Consider the following 17,883-nt stretch of genomic DNA (forward strand, 5'->3'; position numbering starts at 1 on the left):
GAAATGTATTTCACCGTAGAAGAAGAAAACCTGATCTGTCTGTATCACAAGAGCGACCGCCGCAGGACGGCGGAAAATCTCCGGGCAGCCCTGCTGGATATGGAGGCAGCCATCCGGGTGCTGGCCTGCCAGACCGTCGATAAGCTGGACGCCATGAGCGACGCCGATTTCGAGGCCCAGCAGTTCCATTTCACAGACGAATAACCCAAGCAGGCAAAAGCGCCGGGCGTGGGGGCTATATGGCCCTTGCGTCCGGCGCTTTTTCATTTTCTGTTTGTCGGAATATGTATCAATCTGAATGGAGCGAAGTTCTGTTTTTACTCCTCCAATCCACGCTCTATTTTACTCTCTTTTCCTATGGCAAGCAATCGGTAAATGGTCAAAGGAATATACCATAGAGCAACCACCAGACGCCAAGTCAGGATGACCCCGCCGATCAGGCCGCCTATTATAAAATTCACAGCAATAATACCAACCGAACCGCCTAAGTCATATCCATGGGGAACCAGCCAGACAAACATTCTCCGAATCCCAAAGGGAATCCCGCAACAGAGCCAGACATAAAAATATTCCGTTTCGCCGTTTTTGGTAAAGACAGACTTGAAGATCAAAAACAGAAACAGTGCGATTACCAAGGTCAAAACTGTATGTTTCAAAAAATCTTTCCAAATCTCTCCGCGTGTCATCCTATTCCTCCCTCATGCGTTTAAGATAATATCAAGTAAGTATCTTTATTGTTTGCTTGTCCTTTTTATTTTTGAGGACATCACATGTGTTGTTTGATATATCTATACACAGTAACGGCCATAAACAGTAACAGAACCACTCCAATGACTATCAACAGAGGATGCTGATGCATCATTCCTAAATAAACAAACAAGCCGACTAAACCGCTACAAAGCCCAATCAGAACGAATCCGGCGATGATTCGTAGTATCATAGGAACCTTTTTACTGCCAATTAGCTCCAGTGTCCCCTCCACAATCAAATCCAAAATCTCAGATATAATTTCCATCGTATTCTCATTATAATCTTTCAACAACCGTAACACAAATCTCTGTAAATCCTCATTTTGAATCGGCGGTTCCGCTTACCGTGCTTTCTCCGCCAGGAGACAAATCCAGTGTTGTTTCCGATTTACATGTGCGGCTATCTGGGAAAAGCCTGCATCTTTTAAGTATTGTGTCAACCGCTCCTGCGTAAAAATACGCATTCCATCGATGATACCAGCCCATTTTTCGTCTTTTGTGTTCCTACCATCCGATTCATTCACAATCATAAATGTGCCACCCGGTTTCAGTACCCGCCAGACTTCTTGAAAGCTCTCCACTGGCCCCGGCCAGAAATAGACCGTTTCAAAGGCAGTGATTACATCAAATGTCGCTGCTTCAAAGGGGAGACGAGATACATCCCCCTGCACAACGTTACATCTCCCAATCTGTACCTCATGCCGGTTGAACTGCTTTGTTTTATCACAAGCGACCTTGGAATAGTCCAGCGCTGTGACCGTTGCAGCCGGAAACCGCTTTAAAAGCGCTGCGGTATTGCGTCCTCCACCACATCCGAAATCTGCGACCATGGAATGCGCCGCCACCGGTATATCTGGAAAATAGGAAAGTCCCCAATCGGAAACAGCGGCATGCCCTTGATTCATACCGTTGACCATCAATTTCCCCATCCAACCGTCCGGCTTTCTGGTGTTGTTAAAAAACTGTTTGAAAATCCCCATGGAATCACCGATCCTTTCTTCTTGTATTACCACGAGTTCCGTGCTGTTTGAATTTCACCCTGATTTCTAAATAAACAAAACCGGGTCAAGCATTATAAACACGCCTGCGATAATAAATAACGTTATATAAATATATTTTGCTTTTCGGGAGATATCGGATATCCATATTGCTCCAATATTTCCTAAACTAAAAGCCAGCCATGCTATGTCACTTTGCATTGGAAACAAACGCAGACCGAATAAATTGCAGCTCAACAAGATGGCACTTAAAATAAGAACAACATCAAATATGATTTTCAATATATTCTTCCGCTTCAAAGCGTCTTGATTGCTTTTACGAAATCCCGGTCGAATTAAGAAATAGACTGCAATTTCCAGGAGAATCAATGTAACAAGACTATACCACCAAGGATATGATACATAATATCCAATGATCTGATCTGCTCCCCCGACAATAAGGGCAACACCTCCATAGCCAAATGCACCGTAAATTCTAAGGCCCTCTTTATCTTCCTTGCTTTTACGAAAGAGTGAGTAACTCAGCCCAAATAGCCCTATACCAAAAAATATCAAAAGAAGATTTAACCATAGGAGCAATCTCTATCCGCCTCCTCTTTTTTGTTAGTTTCAACTAACTGAAATATGTACTTTGCCTGCTGGATCAATGGAACTTACCCACTATCAAAATCAAAGCCAATTAAATGGATTAAGCATCTCTCCAAGAAACTCTATGAAGCAATTCCAAAACGTTTCTTTAAATGTTTTCCTGGTGTTTTCCCGCCCTTTCCTGCTTGCTATCCATGCCCGTATTGATGCAAGCAGCATCACGATAGCAAGATATAGCAGCAATACAAGAACCGCTATTTGCAAAATTCCCATATGTAAAGTTCCTTTTAATGCCCTGATTCGCATTCGTTTTTTCTATTGTACCACAATTCCAAGGGGATGGAAACATATTCTTTGTATGCAGATTTAAAATATATCTAAAAAACGAATTGACAAATTCATAAATTTTCCGTATTATATAACAGTAATATATAACATTGTTACAACAAGGATGAAGTAATGAACAAAAAGGAACAGACAACCTTAAACCGAATATTTTCAGCCGCATTACAGGAATTTCTTGAAAAAGGCTATCAGTCCGCTTCGCTGCGGAATATCGTCAAGATGGCAGGTGTGACAACCGGCGCGTTTTATGGCTACTATAAAAGCAAGGAAGAATTATTTGAAGCACTGGTAGGAAAACATTACAACTTTTTATTGGATCGCTTTTGCAAGGCGCAAAAAGAATTTGCAGAAACATCCCCGGAGGAACAGCCGGACAAGCTTACCTCCACTTCCGGCGAGTGTATGTATGAGATGCTTCTATACGCTTACGATCATCTGAATGAATGTAAGCTTATTCTTTGCAAATCGGAAGGAACTCGTTTTTCAAGGCTGATTGATGAAATGGTGGAGATCGAAACAAAAGGGACGCATGATTATTTGAAGGTGCTTGAAAATCTGGGCAGGCCGTCACCGCACATTGATGAACGGCTGGAACATATCTTAATTACGGGAATGTTCAACACCTTTTTTGAGCTGATTATACACGAAATGCCACTGGAAGAAGCAAAACACTATTTGGAAGCAATGAGAACCTTTTATACTGCTGGATGGATGAAGCTTATGGGGCAATAAACAAAGTCGATCCTACCTAGCATTCATACATAATGGGAAGCACACGCTTTCCATTATATTTGGCGCATTAGTTAGCTGCCGCTAACTATGTAAAACGCAAAGTACTACACAAGGATATTCGAGGGAGGATCATTCCCTGCATATCATAAAAATTTATTAAGGAGGGTTTCTGATGAAAAAACAGTCTAACTTATCCCAATTGATGGGGTATGCCGGGAGGCATAAAATATTGACCTATCTTTCCTGGGTGCTGTCTGCCATGAGTGCGCTGTTGGCGCTTGTGCCATTTTGGTATATATGGCGTATCATTCATGATGTACTGAAAGTTGCCCCAGACTTCGCACGGGCGGAGAATATCACAAGATACGGCTGGTCTGCTGTATTGTCTGCGATTCTCTCGATTCTTGTCTACATAGCCGCTTTGATGTGTTCGCATATGAGCGCGTTCCGGGTTGCAGCTAATATCCGAAAAGAGCTTATGCAGCATATCACAGCCCTGCCGCTTGGTATAACGGAAAAGTATGGAAGCGGAAAACTACGGAGGATTGTAAACAGTTCCAGTGCCGCTACGGAAACGTATCTGGCGCACAGGCTTCCCGACAAAGCGGGGGCAATTGCCACCCCCATAGGATTGATCTTTTTACTGCTTGGGTTCGATTGGAGGTTAGGTATTTTAAGCCTTATTCCCGTTGTGCTTGGTTTTCTAATTATGATGAAGATGACCGGGAAAGATATGGTTGAGAGCATGGAACAGTACCAAAATGCACTTTCCGACATGTCGAATGAAGCCGTTGAATATGTCAGGGGCGTCCCCGTTGTAAAGACGTTCGGGCAGACAATCTTTTCTTTCAAACGCTTCAAAGGAACTATTGATAATTATGAAAAATGGGTGATCGCCTACACAAAGAGGCTCCGCCTTCCCATGATGTTCTATACAACTGCAATCAACGGCGTATTCGCTTTTCTGATTGCCGGTGGGATTCTCTTTACAAGGAATGGCGTAACAAATGAACTGCTACTAAATCTGATCTTTTATATTGTGATTACTCCTGTCATCGGTACGACACTTACAAAAATCATGTTTATGAGCGAGGATGCAATGATTGTAAGGGACGCGCTCAATAGAATTGACGAAGTGATGAACGAAAAGCCGTTATCCGAAAGTCCAATGAAGCATGTACCAAATGACAACGGCGTGACATTGGAACACGTTAGTTACAGCTATGACGGCAAGAAAAATGCCCTCAATGATGTGTCATTGCGGATTGAACCGGGGCAGACAATCGCCTTGGTAGGCGCTTCCGGCGGCGGCAAAACGACCCTTGCGAATATCGTTACAAGGTTTTTTGATCCGCAAGAAGGACGCATACGGATAGGCAATATTGACATACGCGATATTCCAAAAGAAACGCTGATGAATACGGTATCGTTTGTGTTTCAAAACAGCCGCCTTATCAAAGCCTCCATTTTGGAAAACGTGCGTATGGCAAAGCCTGACGCGACACGGGAGGAAATTAACCAAGCCTTGCAAGCGGCACAGTGCATGGACATCATTGAAAAATTACCGAATGGCATCGATACGGTGGTCGGCACAAACGGCGTGTACCTGTCTGGCGGTGAACAGCAGCGAATCGCGATCGCCCGCGCTATTTTGAAAAACGCGCCTATTTTAATCCTTGATGAAGCGACCGCTTTTGCCGATCCCGACAATGAGGTGCGTATACAACAGGCTTTATCGGTTCTTTCAAAAGGGAAAACCGTGATTATGATTGCACACAGATTATCATCCATTACAGACGCGGACTGCATTTATGTGCTGCAAGACGGGGAGATTGCCGAAAGCGGCACGCATAGCGGACTGATACAGAAGAACGGAATCTTTACACGGATGTGGAAAAATTATTCCGAAGCAGCAGAATGGAAGATTTCAAAGGAGGTAAGCGCATGATTCAGATATTACAAAGGCGTTTTGCGTTATCAAGGCAAGGGGCTGTCGATTTGATCAAAGGCTGTATCGCTTGTGTTTTTCAGGACATATCCTTTATGCTCCCTGTCGGGCTTCTCTATAGTTTTGTCATTGATCTCATGAACAGGGGCGTAAATGGGAGCCGCATTGCTTTCTATGCGGTTGGCGCTTTGGCTTGCCTTGTACTCATATTCATAGTAACGTATTTTCAATACAATGCCACCTATTTAGCAACTTATGTGGAAAGTGGGGTAAGGCGTGTTTCCTTAGCGGAACAGCTCCGGAAAATCCCCCTGTCCTTTTTTGGCAAAAAAGACCTTGCTGATTTGACAAATTCCATCATGGGTGATTGTGCCACCCTGGAAACAGCGTTCTCCCATTATGTGCCCGCTTTGGCAGGCTCCCTTATTTCCACAACACTGATTGCAGTCTGCCTTTTTGCCTATGACTGGCGCATGGCGCTTGCGGCTGTTTGGGTTTTACCGATCGCGTTTGTAATCACATTCTTTTCAGCCCGCATCCAAACATACTTTAACCGTAAATCGGTAGAGGCCAATGTCGCGCTGGAAAGCGGTGTGCAGGAGTGTATCGAAAGTTTACAGGACTTAAAGGCGAACAATGCGGAAAAAAGCTACCTAAAAGGACTGAATAAAAAAATAGACTATGTGGAAAAACGGCATATTATAACAGAACTGGGGACGGCCCTGTTTGTTGTGTCCTCCACTCTGATATTAAAATTCGGGATTGCCACAGTTGCGCTTGTCGGTTCAGTGCTGCTTATTCGTGGGGAGATTGATGTTCCACTGTTCTTTCTGTTTTTACTTGTAGCTTCCAGATTGTACGCTCCGCTTGAGGGGGCATTACAAAATCTTGCTGCGGTAATCTCCACAAAACCGAATATAAACCGCATGAATGAAATCCTTGACAAACCTATCCAAACAGGCAGTAACAGGCTAACGAATCAAGGCTATGATATTGTGTTCGATCATGTAGGATTTGCTTATAATACCGGAGAAACCGTATTGAAAGACGTGTCCTTTACTGCAAAACAGGGAGAAGTGACCGCCTTAGTCGGCCCGTCTGGTGGCGGAAAAACTACGGTATCACGCCTTGCCGCTCGGTTTTGGGATATCGGCAAGGGGAAAATCACTGTCGGCGGTATGGATATATCGGAAATAGAACCGGAAACCTTGCTGTCGCTGTACTCGATCGTATTTCAAGATGTGACGCTGTTTAACAACACAGTCATAGAGAATATCCGAATCGGCAGAAAAGACGCAACGGATGAAGAAGTGATTGCAGCGGCAAAGCTGGCAAATTGTGATGAATTTGTTGTAAAGCTCCCGGACGGTTATAGTAGTATGATCGGTGAAAATGGCTGCGAACTATCAGGCGGTGAACGGCAGCGTATTTCAATCGCCCGCGCTTTCCTCAAAAATGCCCCCATCATTTTACTGGATGAAGCAACGGCGAGCCTGGACGTGGAAAATGAAACACTGATACAGACCGCTTTATCAACGCTGATCAAGGATAAGACCACACTTGTAATCGCACACCGTATGCGCACCGTAAGCGGTGCAGACAAAGTGGTTGTGCTTTCAGGTGGTTTGGTTGCGGAACAGGGAACTCCGGAAACTCTGATGAATACAGGAACGATTTATCCCCATATGGTCAAGCTGCAAACGTTGAGTAGGGATTGGGGAATTTAGAAAGTACAATCTATTTCCGGCTGAATTGGTCAAACAATCCTCGATTGCTTTTTGGTTGCCTATTTGTAGAAAAAGTAAATGCCGTTTCCGGGGGGGGATAGTAACACTCAGCCACACCTCCGACCAAGGGAAAAGGCCCAGAGATTTCAGGGCCTTTTCCCTTTACTTTTTCTACGCATGCCCCCTGTGTTTTCGCGCCCACAGCTTCTTGCTCCGGCGCTTGCGCATTTCAGCGCAGTATGGACAGTAAAGGCAGTTGGGCCGCCTGGGAGAAAACCGATTGTATTCGGAACTTGAAATTTGTATCGTATAAAAAAGGCAGCAGCCTTGAAATAAACTACTTCAAAACTGCTGCCCGCTATCTGGGACTTATTTGGAGATCCTGCGCCTACACATAGTTACTTCTGCTTGTATACGCTCTCAGAAACTTATACGATATTGCGGATACCCTCACATATTCGCCTTGCAACCAAGGGATTATTCATCGTATATAAATGAATCCCTTCCACATCGCTGACAAGCAGATCAATAATCTGGCTTAATGCGTAGGACATTCCCGCATCAAAAAGAGCCTCCTTATTCGATTCGTATTTTTGAATGATTTTTTGAAATTGGACGGGAAATGTTGCACCACACATGGTAATCATCCTCTTGATTTGTGCGGCATTGATCACGGGCATGATGCCTGGAATGATCGGAGCCTGAATGTCGGCAATCCTGCAAGCCTCCTGAAAGCGAAAGAACGCATGATTGTCAAAACATAATTGTGACAGCAACACCTCCGCGCCTGCGTTTACCTTTGCTTTTAAGTGCCTGATCTCACCGACTTTATCCTCAGATTCAGGATGACACTCTGGGTAACAAGCTCCTAAAAAGCAAAAGTCCCATTTGCCTTTCAGGTACGCAATCAAATCCGATGCATGACAAAACGATTCTTTTTCCCTCATATCCGGGTTTTTATCACCCCGAAGTGCAAGGACATTTTGCAGACCGGCGTTGGCAAGAACCCTTGCAAACTCATCAATTTCTGCTTTATCATAGTGTAGGCAGGTTAAGTGGACCACCGGCTCTACATGATATTCCTGTTTGATTCGTTTCGCAAGCTCTATGGTGCGGTTGCGGTTCGCACCACCTCCCGCACCGAATGTCACACTGATATAATCGGGATTCAGTTCACATAACACAGCCAGGGTTTTGTCAATGTTCTTTAACTCACTGTCCTTTTTTGGGGGGAATATTTCAAAGGACAAGGTTTTTTTAGAAGGGTTCCCCTGATTCTGTTTTGCTTGGTATAGTTCTGAAATCTTCATTTTGTTATACGTCTTTCCGAATCACTTTTGCCGCCTCTACCATATGTTTAAGGCTTTCCTCTGTTTCCGGTATCCCCCTTGTCTTTAATCCACAGTCAGGATTGACCCAGAGCTTGGTTGAGTCGATTTTGGTAAGCATGATATGAAGGGCCGCAACGATTTCCTCCACAGAGGGAACCCTTGGGGAATGTATATCATATACTCCCGGGCCCACTTCTGTTTCAAAGTTGTGTTCCCGCAGCGAAGTGAGTATTTGCAGATCAGAACGGGATGCTTCAAACGTAATGACATCGGCGTCCATATCGTCAATCGCCGGAATAATGTCTGTGAACTCACTGTAACACATATGTGTATGGATTTGTGTTTCCGGTCGGACGCCGCTGTGTGTCAGGCGGAACGCAGGAATTGCAAAATCCAAATATTCCTTCTGCCAGTCTGATTTCCGAAGCGGCAGTTTTTCCCGAAGAGCCGCCTCATCAATCTGTATGATTTTAATTCCGTTCTTCTCCAAATCCAATACCTCATCACGAATCGCTAGGGCAATTTGGGAAATGGATTCCTTGATAGAAATATCCTCTCGTGGAAATGACCAGTTGAGGATTGTTACAGGGCCAGTCAGCATTCCCTTCATTGCTTTTTTCGTCAAGGACTGTGCATAGACAGACCACTCAATGGTAATGGTTTTTTCACGATAGACATCCCCCCATATAATGGGTGGTTTTACGCATCGCGTACCATAAGACTGTACCCATGCTTTTTCTGTGAACAGAAAGCCTCCTAATGCTTCGCCAAAATACTCCACCATATCGTTTCGTTCATATTCTCCGTGAACCAGCACGTCCAGTCCGATTTCTTCCTGCCATCTGACGCACTCCGTAATTTTCTTTTTGATAAACTCCTTGTATTCTGTTTCCGATACTTCACCTTTGCGGTAAGTGGATCGCTTTACTTTTACATCGTTTGTCTGGGGAAATGAACCGATGGTTGTAGTTGGGAATTCCGGCAATGCAAGTTTCTGTTTCTGCAATACCTGCCGCTTGTTGCGACTGGGTTTTCTGATATAATCATCTTCGGTGATCCGGGAAAGCCGTTGATGCACATCTTCATTCACGCAATCTCTTGCTTGCGCAAACAGCTTTGTGTTCGCCTGATAAGATGACGCTACATGATAGTCCTCACATTGGGCAAGTTCTTTAAGCTGCGCAAGCTCGTCCAGTTTTTCTTCTGCAAATGCGAAATACGATGTGTAGTGTTTGGATAACATGTGCTCATGCTTTAATGTGTAAGGAACATGCAGGAGCGAACAGGAGGTCGATAATACACATTGGATACTCTTTGCCTGCAACATCTTTATCATCCGCAAGGTTGGTTCATAGTGGTTCTTCCAAATGTTTTTTCCGTTAATCAACCCGGCAAATAACTGCTTATCCTGCGGAAAACCATATGCTTCAATCAAGGAAGCGGTCTTTTTCCCCTCAATAAAATCCAAGCCGATCCCGTCAAAGGGCATGGTAAGAAGTTCCTGATAAATATCCCTGACATCTCCAAAATACGTTTGCAATAGAACATGGCAGTTTCTTTTGTCTGAAAGAATCGAATCATATAGTTGCTGGAACAAGGAGATGGCTTCCTGATCCATATCCTGCACAAGAGACGGTTCGTCAAACTGAATCCATGGGATTCCGATTTCTTCACAAGAGTGAAGAAACTCCTGATAGGCTTTCGCAACAGAACCTGCAATATCTTTCAAGGTTTTTTTGCCTGTATAACGGCATAATTTAAGCAGGGTATAGGCCCCGATTACAACGGGTTTTGTTTCAATTCCTAGGGCTTTTGCTTCTTTGTATTCTGCAAACGGCTTGTTCCCCGCAAGTATGATTTGCATATCATCCTCGATTTCCGGAACAATGTAATGGTAATTGGTATTGAACCATTTTTTCATCGCAAGAGCCTTGACATCGCCAGAAGTCCCCTGGTAGCCTCGTGCCATTGCAAAATAGGTATCCAAATCCGACAGGTTCAATTCTTTGTATCGTTTGGGAATTAGATTGAATAAAACCACTGTGTCCAGCACCATATCATAATACGAAAAGTCATTACAGGAGATATAGTCAATGCCAGCCTGTTTCTGTGTATTCCAATGTGTAACCCGCAGCTCTTTCCCTGTTTGTAGCAATTCCTTTTCGGAAATTTCCTTTTTAAAATATTTCTCAGAAGCGAACTTCAATTCCCGTAAGGTTCCGATTCTGGGAAATCCGATTACTGATGTCTGCATCCTTTCCTCCTTATCGTCTTATCTCTTATCGCAATAGAATCCACCAAACTCAAACGAGAATTGGGAACTCCATGAAATCAAACCGGCTATACACCAGATATGATCGTTGTTATCAGTATAAATCACATGACTGGATTTGTATAATATATATAAGTAGCGTCTATCCATAGCTTCAAGCTATGGATAGACGCTTTTCAATCAATGAACAGAGGATAGAAACGGACGTTTTAACTCTCGTTTGAATTACAGCCTCCCATGTGTTCTGCATCTACATAGTGTTTCAAGGCCTCCAAATAAGTCGTTCCCAGCCTACTGATTCTGCCCTTTTGGTGCGTAATATAACCGATGCGCATGTGGCTTTCTTCTGCGAGAGGAACCGCAATAATATCCTTGCCATTCAACTGTTCATCAATTACGCCGCTGCATACCGTATACCCGTTTAACCCGATTAAAAGATTAAACAACGTTGCCCTGTCCCGTACCCGGATCTGTTTTTTTCGTTCTGAAACGGAGAAAAGTTCTTCGGAAAAATAGAAGGAATTATGCTCCCCCTGCTCGAAGGACAGATAAGGATAGGGGGCAAGCTGCTCATTGGTCAGGATGGAACGGCCTGCAAACGGATGGTTTCGGCTGATAAACACATGTGGGGTTGCCACAAACAAAAGATGGAATTTCAAATCGCGGGACTTTAAAATCTTGTTAAGAACCGCTTCGTTAAAATCATTCAGAAACAGGATACCGATTTCACTCTTCATATGAGCCACATCCTCAATAATTTCACAGGTCTGTGTTTCTCTAAGAGAAAAATCATATGTATCCTGCCCGTATTCCTTAATTAAATCCACAAAGGCATTCACCGCAAAAGAGTAGTGCTGTGTGGAAACGCAAAATTGCTTTTTCCCACCGTCTCCGCCTTTATACTTATCTTCCAGAATTGCCGCCTGTTCCAATACCTGCCTGGCATAGCCTAAGAAATCTTCTCCCTCTTTAGAAAGTATGATTCCTTTCTTTGTCCTGTGGAAAATTTGAATCTTCATTTCTTTTTCCAGCTCACGGATGGCATTGGTAAGGCTGGGCTGTGAAAGAAAGAGCTTGTCCGCTGTTTCTGTAATCGTTCCGGTTTCTGCCACTGCTACTACATACCGCAACTGTTGTAAGGTCATTTTGTTCACCCGCTTTCTAATGAAACTGGCACATCGGTATCTTACCAATGTGTGATTACCGCACCCAATAAAGATAAATATATGTATCAGTATAACATGGATTTCTGCTGTTTCATAGGTTGGTCATGGAATGGCCGCCTTATAGAAAAAGTAAATGCCGTTTCCAGGAGAAAAGATATTAACATACGACCACCCATCCGACCAAGGGAAAAAGCCCTGCGAAATCAGGGTTTTTTCCTTTTACTTTTTCTACGCATAGCCCCTGTGCTTCCTCGCCCACAGCTTCTTGCTCTGACGCTTGCGTTTTTCGGCACAGGCCGGACAGTAAAGGCAGTTGGGCCGTCTGGGAGAAAACAGCTTTCCGCACTCCCGGCAGCGCAACGCCTGGCTCCGCTCCATTAGTTCGGCATAAAGCGCCGCGTCCAGTGGGAGGACGGCGGCCTGAAACCATCGGCACAGAACGGAATAGGAAATGCTCTGCACACAAACACATTCCTCTCCATCGTCCAGCAGGAGGCAGTTTCCGTCACAGTAATTGCAGCACTCATGTGTGAGCCTGCGGGCCTTGCGATACTGGCGGTAATTCATTCTCGGTATGTTCATAGCTCCTGTATATGCTCCTTTCCCGGCGTCACCCGCAAAATGCTATCCACGTTCTGCTTGATAATGCCGTATTCTTTCAGCTCTTTCTTTACCTCGTTATACTGTTCTGACAGCCGTTCCCGTTCTTCGTCCAGCTTTTTGTATTCGGCTTTGAGCGCGTATAGGTTGGGGAGTTTCTTCACCCCGGCCTCTTTAAGCGACTTTGCCGCCGCCTCATACAAGATCAGTTGGCTTTCATGCTGCCGCCGGAACGCGGCCTTGTCTTTGGTGTTTCGCAGTTCCAGCGCCACAGGCCGGAGCTGCTTGTAGGCGGAGAGGTTTTTTATCTGCAGCGCTATATCCCCAAGGCGGCATTCCGTGTCTTTCAGGGCGGAGGCCGCCGCATCGTTTGCCGCGCTGATCTCGGCCATTCTGCTTTCCAAGCCCTCGTAGCTGTCGATCTGGTGTTCCGTGATGAAGTTTAAGGAATTGGCGGCCTGCTTCAAGTTATGCAGCTTCGCCCACCGCGCATAGCCCGCACTCTGCTGGGCCTTGATACTGTCCTCCAAGGCAGTCCGCAGGGAGATTTCCCTGGCGCTTCTTCTGCGCGGCCCCCGGTCGATGGCAATGCCCTTGATCCGCTGGGTGATTCGTTCCTCGGTGTAATCCTCCCCCAAGGTCTTGCAGCGTGTAAAGCGTTCCTGTCCGGGACGGAGGCCGTCTGCCAGAGCGCGGAATGAAATATATTTGCCTTGTTTGACTTCATAGCCCTGGGCCTCCATTAGCCGCAGGAAGCCGTCAAAGTCTTTGGCCTGCGGGATAGCGGCGTCGATGGCGATTTTCAGTTTTGCTTTCCAGCTTTTGCCCTTTTTCTGTGCGTCCCACTCGGCGTAGGTCTTGCCCTTGGCTTTGCCGGGCTTTACCACAGACAGACCGTTTTCCTGGCACAGCCGGTCACTGGTGCGCCGGATATAGGCATAGCTCTGCCGGTTGGAATTGTACTTGCGGTGGTTCACCATATCCACGGCACAGAAAATCAGGTGATTGTGGACGTGGCCCTTGTCGATGTGTGTTGTCAGCACATAGGAGTATTTGCCTTGCAGCACTTCGTCGGCAAGCTGCTTACCGATCTCATGGGCCTGTTCCGGGGTGGTTTCCCCTGGCTCAAAGGCTTGTATCAGGTGGTGGGCCAGATTGTTGCCTTTTTTGAACGCCTGATCCAGCAGCATTTGAAACTCGATATCCGCCGTTTCATAGGAACAGCCATAGGAGGAGACAAACAGCTTTTCATCGGTCTTGTCCGGGTTCTCGATGTAGTCCAGCGCCTTTTTCAGCGTTGACTTGATAGGATGGATCTTTGTAACTGCCATATCTGTGTCAGCGCTCCCTTGATGTCCTCCAAGTCCTGCGCGTACACAGTCCCGGTACTGTTGATACGCCTTGCGATCTGGTTGATGTTGACGCCGATTTTTTGCAGCTCTGCGGTCTGCGCCCGGACAGGGCCGGTGTCGATATGGACGATATAGCCGTCGATCAGCATTTTCCGGGCGTAAGCAGAAAAGTTCTTTGTGCCAAGCTGGGCCATCTTCTGTTGGATCAGCGCCCGTTCCTCCGGCGTAACGGGGACGCGCAGCACAAACTTCCGCTTTCGGTTTGCCACATTCTCACCTCCATTCATTCAGGGGTTTGGGGACTTCCCCAAGACACAAACGGGAAGCCGTTTGTCGGGAGTGTAGCCACACTCCCTATGCTTGCTGTTTTTCTTTTTCCTCCACTACTACCAATCCAAGAAGCCCTTAAATTACCCGCAAACAATCAACTTTATTGAAAAAACGTTAAAAAAAGAGGCCCTTGGCCTCCATAGAATAAAGAATAAACCGTTGCCATATAATCCGATGCTTTCGTTCGACAGTCTGCGTCCTCCAGCACATCCGAAAACATGCCCGTTCTTTTGTTTTACCTTTGCTGGGAATACGGTATAAAAGATTCTGTCATATTGCTTTTATATGATCGTGTTAGCTGACAAAAGGTTAAAACTTCCCAGACATCGTTGCTGATACAATAGAGGGAAGATGTTTTATATCCAATGATTGATGAATCTTTCTCAGATGCTTTAAATGTCTGTTTGGCCATGAAATGCAGATGAGGTAAAGCTTGTTTGGGCAAACAATGAGAGGTTTTCATGAATAGCAAAAAATAATGAAAAAATATATTTCCTTTTTAGACGTTGCATGGTAATATAATAATGTGTAATAGTTAGCGATAACTAACTAAATCTAATTACATAATATGAAAGGAAAAATCACATGAAAACAAATAACAAATGGACGGTCAAGGATGTGATTACGACCGTATTGTTGACGGTGGTTCTCATCGGTATTCACTTTATTGTCATTACTGTCTCTATGGTAAATCAATTTTTCAACTGCGTTTTATCTCCTGGAGTATCAATGTTTTTCTCTGCCCCGGTATACATTCTGATGGTCAGCAGGGTAAATAAAAGATTTGTTTCTTTGGCGTCTCTGACGATTCTGGGACTTGTCTATTTGCTGACAGGCAACTGGTATCTTTTGCCGTATTTTGCTTTGCTAGGCTTACTATGCGAGGTGGTGTTATGGAAGCGGGGCTCCTATCGCAATGCAAAGAGACTGACCTTTACATGGTCAATGGTGAGCCTGTTTTACATCGTAAGCAATCTTTTGCCGCTTTGGTTTTTCTGGGACACTTTTTACGCGTTTGCCGTTGCAAGCGGCATGGATCAAAGCTATATTGAGAGTTACCTACAATATTACACCTCCCCCGGCTGGCTGATCTTTATTGTGGCGTTCGCTGTTATCTGCGGCTTTTTAGGCAGCATACTGGGAACCCGGCTGATGGGGAAACACTTCAAGAAAGCGGGGGTTCTGTGAGAAGTGAGCGCTCCTTTGCCGTCCCGGTCAAGTTTTTTGCATTGCTCTGCGCTATGCTGGGTGTTTTTCTGGTGAAAAATATTCTGTTTACCACTGTTTTGGCGATATTCTGTTTCGTATATGTGGGGTTCCAGCGAAACTACCGATTGATGGCATCCTGTGGAGCCTTTTATCTGCTGTTGTCATTGCTTTTATGCGCGATTCGCTTCTATGGATATCATACGGTCATTATTTCCGAGTTCCTTGTGTTGTTTTTCTGGAGCAGTATGGTAATGCTCATGCTGTTTTGGGATTTGTTTATGACGCCTCCTGGAGAACTGTCATCGTTCTTGTCAAGCATCCACATGCCCACTGGCGTCATATTGGGACTGATGGTCATATTTCGCTTTTTCCCCACCATGAAGGCTGAGCTTAAAGCAGTGGGCCTTTCGATGAAAAACCGGGGCCTTACATCGGTAAAACAGTTTACGGGTCATCCACTTGCAAGCTTTGAATATGTCCTTGTCCCGCTTCTGCTCCGTATTTTGCAGATTGCCGACCAACTGGCCGTTTCTGCTGTGGCGCGAGGCGCTGAGCGCCCTGGCGTGCGAAAGAGTTACTACGAAACAACGATGCATATGCGCGACTGGTGTTTCCTTGCGCTTTGGGGCATCGTTACAGCAGCGGTTCTTTGCGTTGGAGGTGTGAAAATTTGATCGAATTGAAGAATGTATCGTTTCAATACGAGGGGAGCGAAGAGGGCGTTTGGGACGTGAACCTATCCATAGAGCAGGGAGAATGCGTGGTGCTCACAGGGGTGTCAGGCTGTGGGAAAACGACTCTGACCAGATTGATGAACGGTCTGGCTCCATCCTATTTCGCAGGTTCCCTTTCCGGAAGTATTTGTATAGATGATAGGGCTATTACAGGAATGGCAGCGTGGGAAATCGGAAAGACCGTAGGAAGTGTATTCCAGAATCCTAAAAGCCAGTTTTTTTCATCAGAACTTGCGGGTGAGGTGGCCTTTGGATGTGAAAACTACGGCCTTCCCCGGGAGGAGATTCAAAAGAGGACGGATGAATCCATTGAAACCTTTTCTCTTTCCTCAGTAAGAAAAAGACCTCTGGATGTGCTTTCCAGCGGGGAGAAACAGCGCGTGGCCATCGCTTCCGTCTATGCCGCGCGCCCCAAAGTATTTGTTTGTGACGAACCAACTGCGAATTTGGATTTGGAGGGGATCGAGCAACTATTAGAAACACTTTTCAAGTTGAAAAAAGAGGGCTACACGTTAGTGATCGCAGAGCACCGTCTCTCATGGCTTTCTGAGCTTGCTGACCGGATGATACATATGGAAAAAGGGAGGATTGTAGGCGAATACACTCCCAAAGAGTTCACAGATATGCCGGAAATGGAACGGCGCAACAAGGGGCTTCGGACGATGCACCGTGCGCAAACACACGAACTACTGCCGCTTCCAAACGTTTCCGAGCGTGCGGCACTGATTATGCATGACCTATGTAAAAGATGCGGGGAAATAGAGGTGTTTACAAACCTTTCAGGCGCTTTCCCACAAGGCTCCATCACTGCTATCACCGGGCGAAATGGCGCCGGAAAAAGCACTCTGGCTTTAGTGCTTGCAGGGCTCTCTAAGAAGAGCGGCGGTGATATCATCGTATACGGGAGTAAACATCATCCGTCCAGCAGGCGGAAAAAAGTATACTACTGCGGCAATGACACGACAACACAGTTCTTTACCGCAAGTGTTTCAGAAGAGATGCTTTTGAATCAACCGTTGACAGAGGAGCGAATGGAAAGGGCAAGGCAGTTGTTAAAGAACATGGATTTGTACGAGTATCGGGACGTACATCCGGCAGCCCTGTCGGGAGGACAGAAACAGCGCCTTGCCGTTGCCTGCGCTTTATTTTCGGAGCGTGAGATACTTCTGTTGGATGAACCTACAAGCGGGTTGGACGGCGCAAACATGAGGAGAATATCCGATGCGTTGAAAGACGCTGCCAGCAGCGGGAAAACCGTGGTTGTTATCACACATGACCCGGAGTTTATGGAAGAATGCTGTCAATATTGTTTTTCCTTCTGAGCGTCAGGGAAGGCTGTTTTGGCAGTATGTACCTGAATATATGCATGGCAGTAAATCAAGATCGAAATGGGAAAGTGCTGTATTCTGCGGTTCAGGGAGATGGGAATCATTTTGAGGCCTCGTTGATTATCAGTTGGATGGCTCAAATCAACCACACCGCTGTTTCGTCAGGTAGTTGATGGTAGCTCTTAACGTTGCTCCCGTTGGAAGCTTAAAGAGGAAACGGTCATGCATGGAAAGGCATATCGGCAAAGGGAAATGGGAGTAGTACCGTTAAAAAAAGCCATCCCCCGGCTGGGGAAAAATATGGCTGGAACAATGAATTATACGATGCAATAAAATACCATAATTTTTTTACGTTCGCCCGGTGGGTTTATGACCTGCCGGGCGAATTTTGTTATTTTTTGCGGGTTGTTCTGAGGACGAAACAAATTTTAAAAAAATTTTCAAAAAGGAGGCGATTAGCGGGTAGCAGAGGGT

Annotated in this window: 18 protein-coding genes; 7 read left to right on the forward strand and 11 right to left on the reverse strand. The window is 45.5% G+C overall.

Features of this window, described 5'->3' with window-relative positions:
- Nucleotides 1-3 precede the first annotated feature (3 nt).
- Entirely contained in the window at nt 4-204 is a 201-nt protein-coding gene (locus DXA36_RS16305; RefSeq protein WP_009004423.1) for a transposon-transfer assisting family protein, read from the forward strand.
- A 113-nt stretch (nt 205-317) separates the two neighbouring features.
- Here the strand turns inward: DXA36_RS16305 and DXA36_RS16310 are convergent, their stop codons facing one another.
- From DXA36_RS16310 to DXA36_RS16330, 5 genes are all read right to left on the reverse strand, one after another.
- On the reverse strand, nt 318-686 hold the full coding sequence (locus tag DXA36_RS16310) for a DUF6050 family protein (RefSeq protein ID WP_009004422.1): 369 nt from the start codon (nt 684-686) through the stop codon (nt 318-320).
- Between the two features lie 80 nt (nt 687-766).
- Nucleotides 767-1,015, reverse strand: coding sequence for a hypothetical protein (locus tag DXA36_RS16315; RefSeq protein WP_009251536.1), 249 nt, complete (start codon nt 1,013-1,015; stop codon nt 767-769).
- Between the two features lie 75 nt (nt 1,016-1,090).
- Nucleotides 1,091-1,729 (reverse strand): class I SAM-dependent methyltransferase, encoded by a 639-nt coding sequence (locus DXA36_RS16320; RefSeq protein ID WP_009251535.1) that lies wholly within the window; start codon nt 1,727-1,729, stop codon nt 1,091-1,093.
- Nucleotides 1,730-1,795: 66 nt separating this feature from the next.
- Nucleotides 1,796-2,326 (reverse strand): hypothetical protein, encoded by a 531-nt coding sequence (locus DXA36_RS16325; protein ID WP_009004419.1) that lies wholly within the window; start codon nt 2,324-2,326, stop codon nt 1,796-1,798.
- 90 nt (nt 2,327-2,416) lie between these two features.
- A complete protein-coding gene (locus DXA36_RS16330; protein ID WP_009251534.1) occupies nt 2,417-2,608 on the reverse strand; it encodes a hypothetical protein in 192 nt (63 codons plus the stop codon).
- Nucleotides 2,609-2,794: 186 nt separating this feature from the next.
- Between DXA36_RS16330 and DXA36_RS16335 the strand changes: the two genes are divergently transcribed.
- The 3 genes from DXA36_RS16335 (at nt 2,795) to DXA36_RS16345 (ending at nt 7,087) form a co-directional block, all read left to right on the forward strand.
- Nucleotides 2,795-3,412: a TetR/AcrR family transcriptional regulator gene (locus DXA36_RS16335; RefSeq protein WP_009004417.1), complete on the forward strand. Its 618-nt coding sequence runs from the start codon at nt 2,795-2,797 to the stop codon at nt 3,410-3,412.
- Between the two features lie 172 nt (nt 3,413-3,584).
- Nucleotides 3,585-5,360, forward strand: a complete 1,776-nt coding sequence (locus tag DXA36_RS16340) for an ABC transporter ATP-binding protein (RefSeq protein WP_009004416.1) — start codon at nt 3,585-3,587, stop codon at nt 5,358-5,360.
- The gene (locus DXA36_RS16345; protein ID WP_009004415.1) at nt 5,357-7,087 is read left to right on the forward strand and encodes an ABC transporter ATP-binding protein; all 1,731 of its coding nucleotides are present in this window, start codon (nt 5,357-5,359) and stop codon (nt 7,085-7,087) included. The genes DXA36_RS16340 and DXA36_RS16345 overlap by 4 nt, the downstream gene beginning before the upstream one ends.
- Before the next feature lie 428 nt (nt 7,088-7,515).
- Here DXA36_RS16345 and metF read toward each other — a convergent pair whose 3' ends face one another.
- The 6 genes from metF to DXA36_RS16375 all read right to left on the reverse strand — a co-directional run bounded on the left by metF (nt 7,516) and on the right by DXA36_RS16375 (nt 14,077).
- A complete protein-coding gene (gene metF, locus DXA36_RS16350) occupies nt 7,516-8,397 on the reverse strand; it encodes a methylenetetrahydrofolate reductase [NAD(P)H] (protein WP_009004414.1) in 882 nt (293 codons plus the stop codon).
- A gap of 4 nt (nt 8,398-8,401) precedes the next feature.
- Entirely contained in the window at nt 8,402-10,672 is a 2,271-nt protein-coding gene (gene metE / locus DXA36_RS16355; protein ID WP_009004413.1) for a 5-methyltetrahydropteroyltriglutamate--homocysteine S-methyltransferase, read from the reverse strand.
- Between the two features lie 227 nt (nt 10,673-10,899).
- Nucleotides 10,900-11,835, reverse strand: a complete 936-nt coding sequence (locus DXA36_RS16360) for a LysR family transcriptional regulator (RefSeq protein WP_009251533.1) — start codon at nt 11,833-11,835, stop codon at nt 10,900-10,902.
- Between the two features lie 249 nt (nt 11,836-12,084).
- Nucleotides 12,085-12,438, reverse strand: coding sequence for a cysteine-rich VLP domain-containing protein (locus DXA36_RS16365; protein WP_009004411.1), 354 nt, complete (start codon nt 12,436-12,438; stop codon nt 12,085-12,087).
- Nucleotides 12,435-13,787 (reverse strand): relaxase/mobilization nuclease domain-containing protein, encoded by a 1,353-nt coding sequence (locus DXA36_RS16370; protein WP_009004410.1) that lies wholly within the window; start codon nt 13,785-13,787, stop codon nt 12,435-12,437. The genes DXA36_RS16365 and DXA36_RS16370 overlap by 4 nt, the downstream gene beginning before the upstream one ends.
- Nucleotides 13,748-14,077 carry a plasmid mobilization protein gene (locus tag DXA36_RS16375; RefSeq protein ID WP_009004409.1) on the reverse strand — a complete coding sequence of 110 codons (330 nt, stop codon included), beginning with the start codon at nt 14,075-14,077 and terminating at the stop codon, nt 13,748-13,750. Before DXA36_RS16375 ends, DXA36_RS16370 begins: the two co-directional genes overlap by 40 nt.
- A gap of 646 nt (nt 14,078-14,723) precedes the next feature.
- Here DXA36_RS16375 and DXA36_RS16380 point away from each other — a divergent pair.
- Genes DXA36_RS16380 through DXA36_RS16390 form a run of 3 tightly spaced genes read left to right on the forward strand, consistent with a single transcriptional unit; the run spans nt 14,724 to nt 17,403 of the window.
- Nucleotides 14,724-15,326: an MptD family putative ECF transporter S component gene (locus DXA36_RS16380; RefSeq protein ID WP_009004408.1), complete on the forward strand. Its 603-nt coding sequence runs from the start codon at nt 14,724-14,726 to the stop codon at nt 15,324-15,326.
- Nucleotides 15,323-16,021 carry an energy-coupling factor transporter transmembrane component T family protein gene (locus DXA36_RS16385; protein ID WP_009251532.1) on the forward strand — a complete coding sequence of 233 codons (699 nt, stop codon included), beginning with the start codon at nt 15,323-15,325 and terminating at the stop codon, nt 16,019-16,021. The genes DXA36_RS16380 and DXA36_RS16385 overlap by 4 nt, the downstream gene beginning before the upstream one ends.
- Complete coding sequence (locus DXA36_RS16390) at nt 16,018-17,403, forward strand: ABC transporter ATP-binding protein (RefSeq protein WP_009251531.1); 1,386 nt, start codon at nt 16,018-16,020, stop codon at nt 17,401-17,403. The genes DXA36_RS16385 and DXA36_RS16390 overlap by 4 nt, the downstream gene beginning before the upstream one ends.
- Nucleotides 17,404-17,883: the final 480 nt, after the last annotated feature.

The sequence above is a fragment of the Eisenbergiella sp. OF01-20 genome (assembly GCF_003478085.1).
Taxonomy (GTDB): Bacteria; Bacillota; Clostridia; order Lachnospirales; family Lachnospiraceae; genus Eisenbergiella.